At 64.2% G+C, this 16,639-nt stretch carries 17 protein-coding genes; 16 read left to right on the top strand and 1 reads right to left on the bottom strand.

All coding sequences use genetic code 11. The features are described from left to right. Positions 1-87: 87 nt before the first annotated feature. The 4 genes from ABZT93_RS13100 to ABZT93_RS13085 all read left to right on the top strand — a co-directional run bounded on the left by ABZT93_RS13100 (position 88) and on the right by ABZT93_RS13085 (position 2,521). Entirely contained in the window at positions 88-408 is a 321-nt protein-coding gene (locus ABZT93_RS13100) for a WXG100 family type VII secretion target (protein ID WP_007385064.1), read from the top strand. 67 nt (positions 409-475) lie between these two features. Continuing rightward, positions 476-769: a WXG100 family type VII secretion target gene (locus ABZT93_RS13095; protein ID WP_057616722.1), complete on the top strand. Its 294-nt coding sequence runs from the start codon at positions 476-478 to the stop codon at positions 767-769. A 133-nt stretch (positions 770-902) separates the two neighbouring features. Next, positions 903-2,201, top strand: a complete 1,299-nt coding sequence (gene mycP / locus ABZT93_RS13090) for a type VII secretion-associated serine protease mycosin (protein ID WP_356103076.1) — start codon at positions 903-905, stop codon at positions 2,199-2,201. A 5-nt stretch (positions 2,202-2,206) separates the two neighbouring features. After that, entirely contained in the window at positions 2,207-2,521 is a 315-nt protein-coding gene (locus ABZT93_RS13085) for a hypothetical protein (RefSeq protein WP_356103074.1), read from the top strand. Here the strand turns inward: ABZT93_RS13085 and ABZT93_RS13080 are convergent. Then, entirely contained in the window at positions 2,497-3,195 is a 699-nt protein-coding gene (locus tag ABZT93_RS13080; RefSeq protein WP_356103071.1) for a hypothetical protein, read from the bottom strand. The genes ABZT93_RS13085 and ABZT93_RS13080 overlap by 25 nt on opposite strands. Positions 3,196-3,442: 247 nt before the next feature. Between ABZT93_RS13080 and ABZT93_RS13075 the strand changes: the two genes are divergently transcribed. The 12 genes from ABZT93_RS13075 (at position 3,443) to ABZT93_RS13020 (ending at position 16,623) form a co-directional block, all read left to right on the top strand. Continuing rightward, positions 3,443-3,706, top strand: a complete 264-nt coding sequence (locus ABZT93_RS13075; RefSeq protein WP_356103068.1) for a hypothetical protein — start codon at positions 3,443-3,445, stop codon at positions 3,704-3,706. Between the two features lie 345 nt (positions 3,707-4,051). Continuing rightward, a complete protein-coding gene (locus ABZT93_RS13070; protein ID WP_356103066.1) occupies positions 4,052-5,371 on the top strand; it encodes a S8 family serine peptidase in 1,320 nt (439 codons plus the stop codon). A gap of 517 nt (positions 5,372-5,888) precedes the next feature. Then, positions 5,889-7,046 carry a hypothetical protein gene (locus ABZT93_RS13065; RefSeq protein ID WP_356103063.1) on the top strand — a complete coding sequence of 386 codons (1,158 nt, stop codon included), beginning with the start codon at positions 5,889-5,891 and terminating at the stop codon, positions 7,044-7,046. A 522-nt stretch (positions 7,047-7,568) separates the two neighbouring features. Next, a complete protein-coding gene (locus tag ABZT93_RS13060; RefSeq protein WP_356103060.1) occupies positions 7,569-7,877 on the top strand; it encodes a hypothetical protein in 309 nt (102 codons plus the stop codon). Between the two features lie 104 nt (positions 7,878-7,981). Next, positions 7,982-8,608 carry a hypothetical protein gene (locus ABZT93_RS13055; protein WP_356103057.1) on the top strand — a complete coding sequence of 209 codons (627 nt, stop codon included), beginning with the start codon at positions 7,982-7,984 and terminating at the stop codon, positions 8,606-8,608. A gap of 24 nt (positions 8,609-8,632) precedes the next feature. Then, on the top strand, positions 8,633-10,072 hold the full coding sequence (locus tag ABZT93_RS13050; RefSeq protein ID WP_356103054.1) for a putative T7SS-secreted protein: 1,440 nt from the start codon (positions 8,633-8,635) through the stop codon (positions 10,070-10,072). Continuing rightward, positions 10,069-10,578, top strand: coding sequence for a hypothetical protein (locus ABZT93_RS13045; RefSeq protein WP_356103051.1), 510 nt, complete (start codon positions 10,069-10,071; stop codon positions 10,576-10,578). Before ABZT93_RS13050 ends, ABZT93_RS13045 begins: the two co-directional genes overlap by 4 nt. 384 nt (positions 10,579-10,962) lie before the next feature. After that, positions 10,963-11,787, top strand: a complete 825-nt coding sequence (locus ABZT93_RS13040; protein ID WP_356103050.1) for a hypothetical protein — start codon at positions 10,963-10,965, stop codon at positions 11,785-11,787. A 266-nt stretch (positions 11,788-12,053) separates the two neighbouring features. Next, positions 12,054-12,494, top strand: a complete 441-nt coding sequence (locus ABZT93_RS13035) for a hypothetical protein (protein WP_356103047.1) — start codon at positions 12,054-12,056, stop codon at positions 12,492-12,494. Between the two features lie 86 nt (positions 12,495-12,580). Then, positions 12,581-14,839, top strand: coding sequence for a hypothetical protein (locus ABZT93_RS13030; RefSeq protein ID WP_356103045.1), 2,259 nt, complete (start codon positions 12,581-12,583; stop codon positions 14,837-14,839). An 89-nt stretch (positions 14,840-14,928) separates the two neighbouring features. Beyond that, positions 14,929-15,525, top strand: a complete 597-nt coding sequence (locus ABZT93_RS13025) for a hypothetical protein (protein ID WP_356103042.1) — start codon at positions 14,929-14,931, stop codon at positions 15,523-15,525. Positions 15,526-15,558: 33 nt separating this feature from the next. After that, entirely contained in the window at positions 15,559-16,623 is a 1,065-nt protein-coding gene (locus ABZT93_RS13020) for a hypothetical protein (RefSeq protein ID WP_356103040.1), read from the top strand. Positions 16,624-16,639 lie beyond the last annotated feature (16 nt).

Below are 16,639 nucleotides of genomic sequence, written 5' to 3'. Positions count from 1 at the left end.
CCGGACGGGATACGCCTGCCACCATTCGGTGTCGGCGTTCCGAGTGAGGGTCTACTCAGAACTCCTACGTCTCATGGGGGACACAACATGGCTGGACAGCAGTTCACCATGACCGAGGAGGAGATGGTCGCGTTCAGCGGCAAGATCTCCTCGGTCAACTCCTCGATCCAAGGCGAAATCTCCCGCCTGCAGACCGTGATCGACACGATCACGGGCGGCTGGAAGGGCTCGGCGGCCACCGCGTACAACAACCTGCAGTCGCAGGTGAACCAGGATGCCAACAAGATCAACCAGATCTTGAACGACATCAAGGAAGCGATCGACCAGAGCACCAAGGCCTACGCGGCTTCGGAAGAGGAGCAGCGCGCGTCCATCCAGAACATCGCGGCCTCGTCCCCCTTCGGATGATCGGACCCGTGCGCCGCGGCGCACGTCCGTGACCGACCATCCACACATCTGAGGAGACATAGAAGAGATGTCCGGGCAGATTCTTGTAAATTTCGCCACGATCTCCCAGGCCGCGCAGGACGTCCGCAGCACTGCGGGCAAGATCCGTACGCAGCTTGACGAGCTGGAGAGCGGCGTCAAGCGCATCTCCGCCAGCTGGGAAGGCACGGCGCAGGAGTCCTACCGCGCCAAGCAGGCCGAGTGGGACCAGCGTGCCGCCTCCATGCAGCAGACGCTGGAGGCCATCGCCAAGGCGCTCGACAGCGCCGCCCAGAACTACCAGGCGACCGAGTCGAAGAACGCCCAGATCTGGGGCGGCTGACGTGATCGCCTGATGGGGGCGGGTGCGCGACAGCGCGCTCGCCCCCATCGGCGGTTCACGGGCCGTATGGACTTTTCCGCTCATTGCCGGTTCATGCGTCCCGTACAGGAACAACACGGGAGGACGTAACACAGTGGGATCCGGGGCATCGCGCGCCGCGCGTCGGAGCGCCGCAGGCACCGCCGCCGTGGCGGTTCTGGCCTGTGGGCTGCCCTTGGCGGGGGCCACACCGATCGCCGCCGCCGAGCGCGTGCGGACCACCCTGGCCGACGACGACGTGCGCTTCCAGGTCGACGACACCAGCTGCTCGTTCCCGTCCGACATCATCAAGGGGACACCCTGGTCGCTGCAGCGTGTGGTCCTGGACCAGCTGTGGCAGGACACCAAGGGCAAGGGCGTCAAGGTCGCCGTCATCGACACCGGTGTCGACACCGTCAACGCGCAGCTCAAGGGCGGCGCCGTCGCCAACGGCAAGGACTACCTGCACCCCGGTGGCAACGGCCGGACCGACAAGGTGGGCCACGGCACCAAGGTGGCCGGCATTATCGCGGCCAGGAAGCTCGACGGCACCGGCTTCGTCGGCCTCGCCCCGGAAGCCACGATCATCCCGGTCCGGCAGAACGACGACCAGGGCAGCGGCAATGTCGGCACGATGATCCAGGCGATCAAGTACGCCGCCGACGCCGGCGCCAAGGTCATCAACATCTCGCAGGACACCGCGTCGAAGATGGACCCGGCGGTCGACGCGAACTTCCGGCAGGCCGTCGAGTACGCCCAGGACAAGCACGACGCTCTGATCGTCGCGGCGGCCGGCAACGACGGCGCGGACGGCAAGGTCAAGGAGACGTACCCGGCGGCGTATCCGGGCGTGCTGGCGGTCGCGGCATCCGACCGCAACAACGCCCGCGCCCCCTTCTCCCAGTCGGGCCCGTTCGTGGGCGTCGCGGCACCGGGCATCGACATGGTCTCGACCGTCCCGGTGGGCGGCAACTGCGTCGACCAGGGTACGAGTTTCGCGGCCCCGTACGTCTCGGGTGTGGCGGCCCTGATCCGCGCCAAGCACCCGGACTGGACCTACAAGCAGGTCATCACGCAGATCGAGCAGACGGCGGACCGGACCAAGTCGGGCCGCGACGACTTCGTGGGCTGGGGCGTCATCGACCCGGCCGCCGCGGTCAACGACGACACGACGACGCCCTCGGCCGACGGCCCGAAGCCGGACTCGGTCGGCCCTGTGGGCGACTCCGCCAACGTCCAGGCCGCGACACTGGTCCTCGGCGAGTCCGAACAGCAACGCACGGAACGGTACGCGCTGTACGTCCTGGCGGCGGGGTTCGCGTTGGTGCTGCTGCTGTTCGGCGGCGGACGGGTCCTGAGCGACTGGCGACGCAAGCAGGGTGTGGGTAACAACGTGGAGTCAACGGGGAGCTGAGCATTATGGCTGAGCAGTACAAGGTCGATCTGAGTGAGATCGAGGGGACGATCACCAAGCTCAACGGCGTTCTCAAGAACATGTCGACGTCCAAGGCGAGCGTTCAGAACAAGACGTACCTGCCGCAGGGGGCACTCGGGACAGGCTTCGGGGAGGCGGAGACGTTGTACACGGCTCATGCCCAGATGAAGGAAGTCCTTGAGGGCGTTGTCCAATACCTGGAAGACCTGCTGGACGACTTCGGTCAGAAGACTAAGAAGACACACGATTCGTTCAGCGATGCCGAAGCGGATAACTATGCCGCATTCCAGGGGAAGTGACAGGTGTTCTGCTTCATGGAGATGAGGGGACAGTAGCCATGGGTGGCAAGGGCATCGGCAGTTTGGAATACCTTCCCGCGAACCAGTGCTTCGCAGCAAAGCCCACCACGAAATTCGGGCTTGATTGCGACATGGACCAGATGAAGGCCATGGTTCAAAGCGCAGACGCAGGAACCGTGAAGTCGGTGGCTCAGGGTTGGGCTGATCTGAGCAACGAACTCATCGGAAGCGGCGGTATCAAGGAAGGCCTTGAAACCGCTGTCCAGCACGTCCTGGCGCATTGGGAAGGTCAGAGCGCGGAGCTGTTCAGGCAGCGGGCACAGGAGATCAGTAAGACGATCGCCGACAGTGCCGGCTACGCAGACCACGTCGCGGCATCCCTCCGAGGTGCGGCTGCGATCCTGTCGACCGTTAGGGAAACGGTTATGGCGATGGAGAAACCAGGCAAGCTCTCCAGCGCGGCGGACTATCTTGGAGATCTCGGCGACCGAGATGGCGGTCCGGCTGCCGATGACGCCCTTAGAAATGGCGCCAGTTCGGGGGATGTCCTCGCCAATAAGGAGGGCAGCCTCTCGGCAGGGCGAGAAGCTCAGCTCAAGATGGCTGAGCAGATGGAGATTCTGGGGGCGGCTTACAACAGTCGAGCCCTGGAGATGGGGAGGTGGAAAGGCCACATTGAGGATTCCCAGGACTATCCTGGCGATCCTAGTGGCGGTGTTGCCCCTGCTCCCGTGATCATGCCTACTGGGACCGCAACGCGAAGTCCGCAAAAGGTATCGGCGGGCAGCGCTCGCAGTGCTGGCCAGACCAGTTCGATCGCCTCCACTAAGTCTGTGACTCCCCCGTCGGGCATCACCGGTGGCGCGCACAAGGCGACGCCGCAGACCCCGAATGTAGGCACAGCGATTGATGGCATCGCCGGTGGACGCACTGGTGCGCCGACAGGCGGTGGCGCAGGCATGGCCGGTAGTGGATCAGTTGGCGCTGGTGGTGGTGTCGGTGGTGCTGGCTTCGTCGGTGGTGCGGTCGGCGGTGCGGCTGGAGCCGGTGCCGCTCGCGGCGGCATGGTCGGTCGTGCAGGAGCTGGAGGCATGGCAGGCCGCGCTGGCGTTGGCAGCGCTGGTGGTGCAGGTGCTGCCAAGGGTGCAGCTGGACGTGTCGGAGGCACGGCTCGTGGTGGCGTAGTAGGCGGCACGCCCAAGTCCGGTGCTGGTGTGGGCAGAGGCACAGCCGGTGGCTCGGGCCTACACAGCAGCCGTGGTGCCACAGGAAAGGGAGGAGCCAGCGCCGTTCGAAAGGGTGGTATCGCAGGCGCCCCCGGTTCGCGCACTGGTCGCCGTAAAGAAGACGAGCAGCATGAGGGCGAGCGTCCCGACTACCTGGTCGAGGACGAAGAGACCTGGGCCCCGCAGACCAACGCGGCCCCTCCAGTCATCGAGTAGTCGGCTGATACTCAGCGACAAGTGACAGGATGCGTGGGCGTGGCCAGAAGACCACGCCCACGTTGGGTAACGGGAGATGGAAGACGAAATGGCCTTCGAACGAACGCTGCATACGCTGAGTGTCACAGCGTTGACTGGCGCTCTGATCCTGGCAGCGGCTCCCGCAACTTTCGCCGATCAAACTAGGCGTGACCAGTGGGCGCTGGACGCACTGCAAGCTGAGTCGGTCTGGAAGGTCTCAACTGGCAAGGACGTCACTGTCGCCGTCATCGATAACGGGGTTAATCGCGACCATATTGACCTTAAGGGGAATGTGCTCGAGGGGCGAGACTTCGAGGACAACGATGATGACGCAAGCCCTGAGGGGAATAATTCGGGATCAGGCCATGGTACGGCAATGGCTTCGATTATCGCCGGTCATGGGCATGGTCAAGAAGGAGACGATGGCGTCAAGGGGCTAGCGCCAGATGCCAAGATCCTCCCCATTCGGTCGGGTACCGAGGGCTACGCGGACGCCATCCGTTACGCGGTGGATCACGGTGCCTCAATTATTAGCGTTTCCGAATTTCAGACACAGGATCTCCCGCAAGACAGAGAGGCCGTGACATATGCGCTTGCGCATAACGTCTTGATTGTTTCCGGTTCGGGTAATAATGGTAGCGCTAATATTCAGTTTCCCGCGAAATATCCTGGCGTGCTAACTGTCGGGGGCGTGGACAGTAGTGGCAAGATTTGGGATAAATCTAACTACGGGCCCGAGGTTCTTCTTACTGCTCCAGCTACTCGCATTGTGCACGCAGGCTGGCCTGGTAATAATAAGCTCAGTATCGGAGATGGAACTTCAGACGCCACCGCCTTCGTATCTGCTGCCGCAGCGTTGCTCCGGTCTAAATTCCCCGACCTCACCGCGGGACAGATCGCTAACCGCCTAGTGAAGACTGCTGTAACTCCTGCATCAGCTAAGGGTATTTCCCTACCGGACGAGAAGTACGGCTACGGAATCATTAATCCCATTAATGCGCTGACGAAGAATATTCCTGCAGGATCCAAATACGGCCCGCTCAAGGTCTCAGGCGAGGGCGCCTCTGCTGCTCCGAATGTCGGCGCGTCGGGCGCTGGCGAAGCCGCCGATAGTGAAAAGGCAGACCAGAAGCAGATGCTCTTCTTCGTCGTCCTCGGTGTCGTTGCCCTGGTCGTGATCGGTCTCATCGTTCTCCTGATTGTGAAGCTGTCCCGACGCAACAAGAACAACAACGGCGGTCCCGGTGGCCCGAGTAGCTATCCGGACTATGGCCAACAGCCTTCTCCGCCGCAGCAGAACCCGTATCAGCAGCAGATTGCACCGCAGCAGAACCCGTACCAACAGCAGCCCACTCCGCCGCACGGGCAGTGGCCGCCTCAGCAGTAGCTGCAGAGGGAGCGCGGGCCTGAGGTGGCTCCTCAAGGACGTCAGACCGCCAGCGGACTTGCTGACTTGTAGTGGCCGAGCGAGCAGCGGGCGGGAACTCAGTCGCATTGCGCCCGCTTTCTTTGGTTTTTCTACGCCGCTCAGTCAGGCAACTCGGATCGCTCCCACTTGTCATGTCGAGTGGTAAACACTATGAATATGTGGCGGTGCGAGTAACTGCCTTGAACACCCTTTCTGAGACTACGTAGGAATTTCTGTGTCATACTCGCAGCCGCCTAGCGGCAACTGGCCGGGTCAGACGCCTCGGCAGGATGATCAGCGACAGCATTTCTTGCAGCCGTCCTGGCAATCTCCGCCGCAGCCGACACCGCCGCCTCCCCGCCGGAGTCTCCTACGCAAAATCCTGATCGCCGGCGCCGGCGTAGTAGCGTTCGCCCTTCTCGCACTCACGAGTCTGCTCGTTTATGGGAAAATGACGTACCACGCACCCACGGATGATGAAAAGTATGCCGACTCCGTGGGCAGGCTCTTTGACGACCTTAACCAGGCGCTCAAAGAGAAAGATGAGACGGCTTTTATCTCACATTTCAACGGGACCGCGAAAGACGAGCAGCGCAAGGTTTTCCGTAACCTTGTAAAGGTCCCTTTCTCTGTGGCTCGGTTTCAGCCCCTCAGGGAAGCCGCAGCAGCTGGTTACGAGGACATTGTCTTCGTTCATCAGATCGAGGGTGCCGATGTCGTTCCCGTGTACGAGCAGTACACGTGGAAGCTGAATTTCGACTACAAATCCGAGTATCCGTTCTCCGTCAGTGAGGTTCGCGAAAGCGACGCCCCGTGGACGGGGCTGGACGCCACGTACTATCCCGCACCCTGGGATGTCTATGACGACATGACTGTCGTCAAACAGGGGCGCATCGTGGTCGTCTCGGACAAGAGGTACGCACGGAGTACCCAGCGTTATGCCCCGTACATCTTCCGCGCAGGTGCTGAAGATGTCTCCTTCTGGGACCGAAAGGGTCCGGCAGATGTGTCCGTGACCAAGGGCGCAATGGTGATCCTGGAGCCGAACCGAAAGATCTACAATAGGTTCTTCTCGAGGGGTGGCGAAAACGACTCCCTGGAAGCTGGGTCTACCGTATCGGTGCCGGCGTACGAATCGAAATCGACGGAGAGACTTCAGTTCGGCTCCCGGGTGATCATGGACTCATCGCTCAGCAGGTTCACCTCCAGCACGTGGCGAGACGGGGTTCAACGGATCAGCCGTCATGAGATCGCGCACGCGATGCTCGCTCACTTTTCACCCCCCGCTACCTGGCTGGCTGAAGGCTTCGCCGAGTACATGGAGCTTCGGGGGGATTCCAGCGCTGCTCAAGCAGATGCCAGTTCGCTGAATGGGTACTCCTTCAGAGGACTTCCGCCGTCCGGCGGCAAGGATTTTTATTCCGATGACGCACGTGAGAGGGCAGGAAATTACACGCTGTCTCGGTTGGCAGTCCAGTACATGGCAGAAAAATACGGTGACGAAAAGGCGCTCCGCTTTGTTGGCCTTTTCTATGCTGACCCCGCGAACGAAGAAAAGCTTTACGTAACTCTGTTCGGTCTGGAGGAAGGCAGCTTCTGGTCTCAATGGGCTTCATGGGTTCGTTCGGAGCATCCGGGTATCGGCAGCTGGTAGCCGACTTGCGCGGTCGACTTTTCCCACAGTCCATGCCTGCGAATGGGCGTCTGGCGACGCAGGCTTCACGAGGCGCCCACTCGCGGCTCCAGCAGCCAGGCGGGGACATCGGAGGCCGTGGCTGTCAGGGTTTCGGCCCGTCTGGTTCGTCACGGCGGACGAAGGTCCTTCGGCTCAGTGTTTTCGCGTGGGGGCACACGGCGGAATGGGCGTTCCAAGCAGCAACTCGCGTGTGCAGCCCAGGCATAGCAGAACTGCGCCACCCTGTGCACCTCGCGATCGGTAGCTCCGCGAGCACGGTCACACCATCATCGCCCTGGCCGCGGGCAATGTGTTGTCGGATCGTCACCCTCCGGACGACTTCCTGGGTGTGTTCTGGACCAGCAACTACATCAAGTGCACGGGTTCTTGAGGGGCCCCAGGGGGCGGGTGTGATCGCGGGCACCCGCGCCAGTACCATAACCATCCGATTCTTCGGGCCCGTGGGCCGACGTGCAACATCATCGGGGGAGTTCGACGACGGTGGCTGGCTATTACAAGGTTCAACTTGAGGCGCTTGCCCGGCTGGGCACGCAACTCGGCGAATGCGGGGACACCATGCGTTCGGCGATGAAGCAGCTGAAGGACATTGGTCCAGAGGGCTCGGGGTACGCCGAGTTGGAAGAGGCCTGTGACGAGTTCCAGAACAAATGGGGCTACGGCATCGGGTTGATCGCTGACGCCACCGGCGGCGTCACGGAGGGGCTCTCGGAGACCCGGAAGGTCTACGAGACTCTGGAGGGGCAGATCGCCGAGGCGTTCAAGGTGTCCGGGAAGGCGGACGGCAAGTGAGGCCGGCGCCTGACACCGGGGTCGAGAGACAAGCCGATTCGGAGCCTGCTTCGTCTGCATTCCGCTTCCAGGTTCAACCCGAGTTTCACGAGATCCCTCTCGGCGTGGGGACCGACGAGGCCGCCCTCGATGAGCAGATGGTCGCCTTCGCGCGTGACTACTGGGGCGGCCAGGAAGAGCGGGAGCCGCTTCGCGCGCTCACCGCAGCCCTGTACGGGGTGAACTCACGGCACTTGGTCTCCGAAGGGGCCGTCTTCAACGCGATGGGTGTCTTCCCCGTCGGAGGCGGCGAGGACGGATCGAAGCCGACGGAACGAGTCAGCCGCTGCACCCTGCTGATCACTGTCCAGGATCTCGACAACCCGGACCCCGTGCTTGCCGCTGCCGGCATCGCTGAGACGCTTTCACGAAGCAAGCACGGCGGGGACGTGCTGACGGTCCGTCTCCCGGCCGGCCCCGCTGTGGTGCATGTCGCGGGTACTCGTATGGTCTGGGCGCTGGCAGACGGGGAGCAGGAACGCTTCTCCGTCCGTATCGAGATCTGGTTGCCCTTCCCCGGCGAGGACCGGGTTCTCGTCATGTCGCTCAGTACCGCCGACGTTCAAGACCTGTACATGTACCAGGCAGTCCTGGCCGATATCGCCGACACCATCGCCTTTGCCGACAGCAGTGGAGATCCCCCCGTCGCTCCTGCCACGACCACCCTGCCTGGGCCCAACCCGTTCGGATAATCGCGTCGAGGAGGACGTAGACGTATGAGCACGCAGACCTACGACGCGCTCGGCTTCGACCCGGCCCCCGGTGTGCCGGCCTCGGTCCAGCGACTCGTCACCACGCTGAGCAAGGTGGGCAACCAGTTGAACGATGCCCACGGCACGCTGGCCAAAATAGGGAAGGCCGACGGTGCGTGGGAGGGCGACGCCGCTTCCGGTTTCGCCAAAAAGGTCGGAGAGCTGCCGAAATATCTCGCCGACGGCCACAGCTCCCTGATCGATGCCGCGCAGGCGCTCAACCAATGGCATTCCCAGCTGTCCGACTTCCAGGCGCTGGCCGCCCGCTACGAGCGGGAGGCGGAGGAGGCGCGGCGCGTACTCGAGGCCGCCCAGGCCAACCCCGACCTGCGGCTCGCGGGAAAGACCTTCGACACCGAAGCGGCCCTGGACAATGCCCAGAAGCGTCTGGACTACGCAGTCAGTCGGGTCAACGACGCCACTGGTGAACTGAATGCCGTCATCAAGAAGGCTCAGGACCTGCTCGGTGATCACGAGGAGTCCGCGCGAGCTGCCGCGGAGGCCGTGCGCAGGGCTGCCCAGTGCGCCCCTGACAAGCCTGGCCTGTTCGACCGTTTCATGGATACGCTCAAAGGCCTCGGTGACAAGATCACTGAGCTGGCGGGGGACATCTGGGAGTGGATACAGGAGCACGCCGACACGATCTACAAGATCGGCGACTGGCTGGGCATGGCGGCCGCTGCATGCGACGTGCTGGCCATCGTCTTCTCGGAGACGGTCATCGGAGCCGCGGTCTTCGAGATCGCGGGCAGGATTCTCAACGCGGGGGCGCTCGGTTTCCACGCGGCCGGATGGGCGGCGGGTGCCCAGAAGGGCTCCTGGGCGGACATCGGCCTCGACATTGCGGGTTTCGTGCCGTTCGGCGATCTCCTCAGGGGCGGCAAGGTCGCTATGGGTGCCTGGAAGGGCGTGGAAATCGCGGCGGACTCGTTCAAGGCAACCGAGCGCGTAGCCGAGATCGCAGGGAAGGCCAAAAATGCCGAAGTCTTTCTGGAGTCCAAGAAGTTCCTCGGCTTGTTTGGTGAAGGCAATGCGGTGTACCGGGTCACCGCGGATACGATCAAGGATCGGCTCGCGATCGCAACCGAGCGCGTTTTCAACGATGCCACGCGGTACGAAAGGCCGCTGACGAGTCCTGTCAAATGGGCGGACGAACACCTCTTTCCGAAGATCATCGACCACACTCCGCTAGGCAAGATCCCGGGTCTGGCCGACGCCGTGAAACTGGGTGAGAACGGAAAGACGTTCATTGATCCCACCTCGTGGGTCTCGCGCGGTGCCGAGGCGGCCTACCGCGGGTACAAATTCGTGGAGTCTGCCGAAACGGCCTTGTCCGACGAGGTGCAGGGGAAGTACGAGAAGTACAAGGACATGGCCGACCGAGGTCTTGGAGCATTCGGATGAGCACTGTGACCGGCGGTTCCAGCAAAGAGTGGGGCCCAAGACCGCCAAAATCAGCGCTGCGTGTCTGGACTCGCTATGTCACGCAATGGCTCTGGGGCCCCCCGATCTGGGTGCTGGCGCGAATTCCACTACTTCTCCTGACTGTTCTCGAGATCGACGTGCAGAGCTCGGGAACCGGACGGGCCAGGAAACCGCGTTGGCGGCGCCGCATCTGGGTGGACCGGGAACGCCTGCGTCTCGACCGGATGCGTGACCCACAGGAACAGGAGCGCGATCTGCGTCAGTTCCTCGCGGATCACCGCCTGAACTGTGTTCCACCGCGACCTGGGGCGCCGGTGCCGCTGCCCTGTCCAGGGGGCAAGCATCGGCTGGGTATCGATGACTGCTACTACCGTCTCCTGGGCGCGCGGCGCGCTCTGGACATCGCCCACAACGAGTTCGGTTGGGTGCCGGCCGAGGGTTTCGAGAGGAAGCTGCCGGGGTGGCTCCAGCTGCGGTGCCCGTGAGTTTGCATATGCGGGCCGACAAGGTCGTGATGGTGCCGCCGGCGAACACCCCAGTGTTGTGAGAGCCCCGTGAGTGGTCACCGTCCTGCCCGGTCCGCGTGTGTACTGCGACGAAAATCCACAGCCTCGGAGGATTCCCCACGTGGCTGACCGCCCACCCTTCTTGAGGGCGCGCACTCGTGGTCCTCGTGATCCGGCCGCATGTGGATGCGGACGGTGCGAGGCAATGAGGACTGGACGGAGAAGGCCTGCCAGACCGGCTCCGCCAGTCGCCACTCCGCGTAGAGACCGGCGCGATCCGGGGCGCCGTCGCGAATGACGTCGAGGAGATCGGGCCGGCTGCAGCCGAGCAGGGCTGTGCGTACGTCCTTGGCGGAAGGCGGTGTGACACCGTCGACGGGGCGCTGGGTGCCGGGCAGTCTGTCGAAGTTCACGGGGGTCTTTATGAAGACGCACGTCCTCTCTGCCCGGCATGCAGCCGTCACGCTCTCCTGCGTCGTTGCGCTCGTATCGCTGACGGCCTGCAACGACGGCAGCGATGCCGCTGAGTCCGCAGCTGGTTCCACGCCGTCCAAGGCTGCGAAAGCCAGTCCCGCTGCCGAGCCGAACGGCATCGAGAAGCTCTCGGCGAAGGAGATCTACGAAACCGGCATGAAGACCAATGCCGAGGCGGCTTCCTTCCACGAGAAGATGGAGCGCGAGGGCACCAAGAGCGACTTGCGGCTCTCCGCCACGGAATGTGTCGGCACCGTCGACATCTCGGAGAAGGGTTCCTTCGAGATCATCCGCAAGGGCGACGACATCTGGGCCAAGCCCGATGCGACCTTCGCCAAGGGCATGAACTCCGCGCTCGGTGAGAACGCGTTTTCCACCGAGAAGTGGACCCATGGCACACCGAGCAACGCGCTCATGGCGAAGCTCGCCAGCTGGTGTCACCAGGAGCAGCTCAGCGCCCCCGACACGCTCGACGCCGGCAGCAAGGTGACCAAGGGCAAGGTGGCCACGGTGGGCGGTCAGCAGGCGGTGCCGGTCGTACTGGCGGAGAAGGGGGAGTCCGTCACGTGGTACGTGGCGAGCACCGGAAAGCCGTACTTCATCAAGCAGGACAGCACTCGTGAGGACATGCAGGACCTCACCGACTCCGACTTCGGCGGGCCGGTGGGTGCGAAGGCGCCGTCCGAGTCGGTTGTCGAGGCACCGGCGGCCTGATCTTCGGTGAGCGGCGAACGGCTCGGCGGGCACCTGCCCGCCGAGCCGTTCGCGTTCACTTTCGCGTCCCACAGTGCGGCCGGCAGTGGGCCACTCAGAGGAAGATCCGGTATCTTTCGGCCTGCTGATTGGCATGTCCTTGCCTAGGTCGCCGGGTGCCGGTCCCGGCCGGAGTGGGCACCTCACGTCGTACGGATCAACGGAATCCGTGGCCGAGTGAGCGAACCGGGCATGTCCACCACTTCACAACGGGGATGGGACAAGGGATGAGTACTCCCTTCGATGCGCCGCAGCACAGCGGATCCACTCGGACGCGGCTGAACTCCGTGCCCGCGGACGGCGGGGGCGGGAGTGGAGGCGGCGGTGGTGGTACGAACGTCGACACCCAGCGTCTCGACGAAGCCGCCAACGCGCTCGTCGAACTGCGTGGTGACACCGAGAACGCCGACAACAGTGCCGACGACGACTGCCTGAGCGCCTCCCGGGGGCTGAACAAGCACAGCGCCGGCGGCATGGCCGAGGCGGGCTCCTGGGCCACCGCCGGTTCCCTGGTGACGATGGACGTCCGCTGGGGGGCGCAGGTCCTGAACCTCAAGAGCCTGCTCCAGGAGATCAGCGACAAGCTCCACACCACCACGGGTCACTACACCAGTACCGAGCAGGAGGAACAGGCCCGCCAGCACTCGATCAGCACCCCCTTCGGGTGAGCCGGGCCGCCCGGGCCGTCGCCGTAGCGCCGCCCGGGTGAGCCCATCGAGTCGGACCTGAACCCCCTCACAAGGAGCAGTCGCACATGGTGTCCATCCCCTATCTCGACAAGGCCGACCTCGCCCCTCTGGCCGACGCCGCCGCGTCCTGGAAGGCGTTGCCGGCCAAGTACGAGGCGCTGCAGCGGGAGTTCGAGCAGCGGGTCATCAACCACCTCAAGGGCCACTGGGAGGGCGACGCGGCCGACGCCGCCTTCACCACCATGGGCAAGGCCCGCACGGAGTACGAGAACGCCGCCACCGAGGCGGAGCGCATAGCCAAGCTGTTGCTGGACGCGCACGGCGAATTCACCGCCTCCCAGAAGCAGTTGCACGCCCTGCTCGACGAGGCGCGCGACGACCACTACAAGGTCTACGACGACGGCCGTGTCGAGGACGTCGATCCACGGCAGGACAGCCCGACCGCCTCCGCCTCGCCGGGCCTCGCCGAGGAACGCAAGAAGAAGCTCGACTCGCTCGTCTCCCGGCTGACGCGCGTCCTGGAGGTGGCCACCGCCGCCGACGAGGCCGCCAGTTCGGCCCTGGAACGCGACGCCAACGGCGACAGCCAGTCCTTCAACACCAGCGTCTACACCACCCTCGACTCCGTCGAGGCCGACCAGGCGTCCGCCCTGATGAACAAGAAGGGCCGGCTCTCCGACGCCGAGATCACCAAGCTCAACCTGCTTCTCTCCGCCAACAAGAACGACCCGGAGTTCTCACGGGAGTTCGCGGTCAAGACCGGCGGCGAGAACATGCTGAGCAAGTACAACGAGCTCATGAGTCCGCCGGCCGGCACCACCCTCTCCAAGGAGCAGCTGGCCCAACTCAAGCAGCTCAAGGCGAACTTGGGCACCACCATCGGTACGGCGACCACGTCGGACGATCACCGTAAGGGCGGACCCGACCCGGAGATCACCAAGTTCCAGAACGACCTCCTCAAGGCGGGCCGGCGCGACTTCAACGCCAACCCCACCGAGTCGCCGTACGGCCTCAGCGGCTATCAGCTCACCAGCAGCCTGATGAGCGAGGGCAAGTGGGACAAGGACTTCCTCCAGGACTACGGCGACGCCCTGATCACCGCGGAGAGGAACGGCGCCAACGCGGGGCAGAACCCGGACGCGTACTGGGGCTATCCGCGGACGCTGGGCACGACCAACATCGGGGCGCTCGACCCCATGGCCGGGTACATGGACGCCCTGGGGCACAACCCGGAGGCCTCCACAGAGTTCTTCGGCTCCGAGACCTCGGTGAACGGCGAAAAGGTCGACCACTACGACTACTTGATGAAGGACCGGCACTGGCCCGAGGGTGCCGGCTACACCGGCGACGACAAGAACCCCAACGGCTACAACAACCTCGGTCACGCTCTGGAATCCGCCACGACCGGGCACGCGTACGACGCCCCGATCCCGAACCCGCTCCCCAAGCACACCACCGAGCAGGCCGACCTCACCTCGAAGATCATCTCGGATGTGTCCCAGCATCCCGAGCTCGCCCACAAGGGAATGAACGACAGCCTGGGCCGCATGTCCGCCGAGTACATGCCCGACATCAACCGCGCCCTGGCCAACGACGAGCAGGGCCTGGACAAGCTCTACCCCGAGGGCGACAGCGCACCGGCGACCATCAGCGACAAGAGCGAACGGGACGTCACGCGGTTCCTGTACACGGTGGCCCAGGATCCGGACGGCTACGCGGCGATCAACTACGGCCAGACGCAGTACACCAGCTCGCTGATGGAGTATCACCTCGAGCACCCGGGGGCGTACGACGTCTCGGCGACCGAGAAGATCGAGAAGATCAGCACGAACTCGGCGGAGATCGAGGGCATCATCGGCACGGCCCGCAAGGACGCCGTCATCCACGACAAGGTCGCGGACGACGCGGTGTTCAACAGCCGTATCGAGGCAGCGGGGGAGTGGGCGAAGACCGGCGTCGGTATCGGTATCGGCGCGGGGACCGCCACCATCGCGTCTCCGGCGGGCGGGGCCGTGGCCGGTGCCGCAGCCGAGTGGGTCAGTGGCCAGGTGATCGACTCGATGGTTTCCGGTGCTTCCAGGGACTCGCTCGGCGAAGTCGTCTACAGCACAGGTGGAGAGGTCGAGGACCGAAAGAGGTCCTTCATGGCGGTCACCAGCAACGCCGCGATGCTCGCGAACGAGCGGGCCGAGACCGGGCTGAGCCAGGAACAGGTGGACACCGCGGTGAGCAAGGGGCTCAACAGCGGCCACGGAAACGCCAAGGACAACCTGGACGACTACGCCAGTGACCTCGATGCCGATACATCCGGCCTGGGAAATTGAGAGGCCAGCCCGTGACCGACCCCACCCACCCCGAACCCGAGGTCCCTGTGAGCACGAGCTCTGCCTTTCGGAAACGCCTGACCGTCGGCTTGCTGGCCATACTCTGCCTGGTCGCGGGAACAGTCATCGGCGACCGCTTCATCCCGTTCCGTGGCACGGGTGTCTCCGCTGACTGCGGTGGCATTCTCTCCGCCGTCGACATGGGATTCATCGAGCAGACCACTTTCACCGGCCGTCGGGTCACCTCAACGGAGTTCACCGAGTCCGGTGCGGGCGACGCGTACCGGTTGGACTGCACGATCGACGGCGACGAGAAGACGCAGCTCGACGCACGGGTCCGCCTCACCACCGCCGACGCTAAGGCATGGGAGGACGACCTCAAGGAACGGGGCCGCCTGCCGGGCGAGACGAAGCCCCTGAGCAGCACGGCCGCCGGTGCGCAAAAGTCCGTGGCGCTGTCCGGTGACTCGAGCGCGGCGGTATACATCCCCTGCAAGTTGGACGGCAACGCGACAGCTCGCCTCAGCGTCTCCGTCGAGGCTCCGGGCGCTTCCGACGGCAACTCGGACAGTCAACGTCTCACCATCGCAGCCGTCGCTGCCCGCCTCGCCAACCACTCCGTCCTCGGTGCCGGGTGTCTGAAGCCTGTTTCCGCGGCTGACCAGTCACCTTCCTTCGGCTCCTGACCGCGGACCGACCTGCACCTGAAATGAGTCCCCATGACGTGGGATCACCGCACATGGCTCCGAAGGAACGGGAGACGCCGGCTGATCAGTTCCGCGCTGACGCTGGCCGTCCTGGGGGCCGGGTACTACGGATTCCAACTCCAGTACCCGGCCGCCAGGACCGCGCGAGTATGCAGTGGGATGCTTCCGGTCGACCCGGTGCTGAGCCTCGCGGGAAAGTCGAAACTCTCCCTGCTCGGCTTGGGCTTTCACGTCTCCAGCAAGCAGTTCGACGTGTCCGGTGATGTGACGGAGCCATCCGGTCTGGCGACGACATGCGATGTCGACGGCGTCGTCATATCGATCGAGACCGCGTCCGGTGCTCGCAACGCATACGGTTTCTATTCCTTCCAGCGTGATCAGGAGTCCTTTCCCGTACCTCTGGACGCGGGTTGGCGAGGATTCATGGTCACCGACGAGGACGAGGCCACGGCGTCGGTACTGCTCAGCTGTAAGAACTGGACGCCGGAGGAGGGCAGCGGAATCCTCGTGGCGGGCGAGTCTCCCTACGGCAACGAGGTCACGAAGGCCGTCCGGCTCGAACTCGCCCGTACGGTGACCGGGGCAGCCCAGCGTGCCGCAGAGAAAACCGGTTGTGCGACGGAACCGGGAGACTCGGACAAGCTCACCGCTCCTGCTGCCGAAGCCACCACCGCGTCGGCGAGCGATGCCACCGGGACCTGCAAGGGCATGACGTCGGTGAAGAAGGTACGGGAAACCGCCGCTGGAACGTCACCGGCCGAGGAGTGTCTACTCGTCGGCGATCTGCAACTTGCCGCCGCGTACGGTCCTTTCAGCGATGCTTCCCAGGCGGTGGTCAACGGCCCGTACGGCGGCCACGACACCCCCTCGGGCACCGATGTCTACACCGCCTGGACGTCGGCCACCTGTCAGGGCGCGCTGGGCGTCGGCTACTACCACGCATCGCCTTTGGAAGGCAGCGACCGGAAGTTGACCTCGGACCCGCTCACGAAAGCGGAGCGCGCGGACCTGGAGCACTTCGCGGAGCAGTCGGCGGCCCGCCATGGGTGCGGCGCACCGGCGGCCCTGCCCTCCTGAGTCAAGGACGCTCAAT

Source organism: Streptomyces sp. NPDC005303, assembly GCF_040607335.1.
Lineage (GTDB): Bacteria > Actinomycetota > Actinomycetes > Streptomycetales > Streptomycetaceae > Streptomyces.
Note: the sequence above shows the minus strand (reverse complement) of the source record. Positions and strands in the feature narration are given on the sequence as shown.

Coding starts and splice junctions, on each gene's coding strand:
- ABZT93_RS13095 (WP_057616722.1), top strand. CDS start 476: ATGTCCGGGCAGATTCTTGTAAATTTCGCCACGATCTCCCAGGCCGCG.
- ABZT93_RS13100 (WP_007385064.1), top strand. CDS start 88: ATGGCTGGACAGCAGTTCACCATGACCGAGGAGGAGATGGTCGCGTTC.
- ABZT93_RS13035 (WP_356103047.1), top strand. CDS start 12,054: ATGAGTACTCCCTTCGATGCGCCGCAGCACAGCGGATCCACTCGGACG.
- ABZT93_RS13045 (WP_356103051.1), top strand. CDS start 10,069: ATGAGCACTGTGACCGGCGGTTCCAGCAAAGAGTGGGGCCCAAGACCG.
- ABZT93_RS13030 (WP_356103045.1), top strand. CDS start 12,581: ATGGTGTCCATCCCCTATCTCGACAAGGCCGACCTCGCCCCTCTGGCC.
- ABZT93_RS13050 (WP_356103054.1), top strand. CDS start 8,633: ATGAGCACGCAGACCTACGACGCGCTCGGCTTCGACCCGGCCCCCGGT.
- ABZT93_RS13085 (WP_356103074.1), top strand. CDS start 2,207: ATGGCTGAGCAGTACAAGGTCGATCTGAGTGAGATCGAGGGGACGATC.
- ABZT93_RS13070 (WP_356103066.1), top strand. CDS start 4,052: ATGGCCTTCGAACGAACGCTGCATACGCTGAGTGTCACAGCGTTGACT.
- ABZT93_RS13020 (WP_356103040.1), top strand. CDS start 15,559: ATGACGTGGGATCACCGCACATGGCTCCGAAGGAACGGGAGACGCCGG.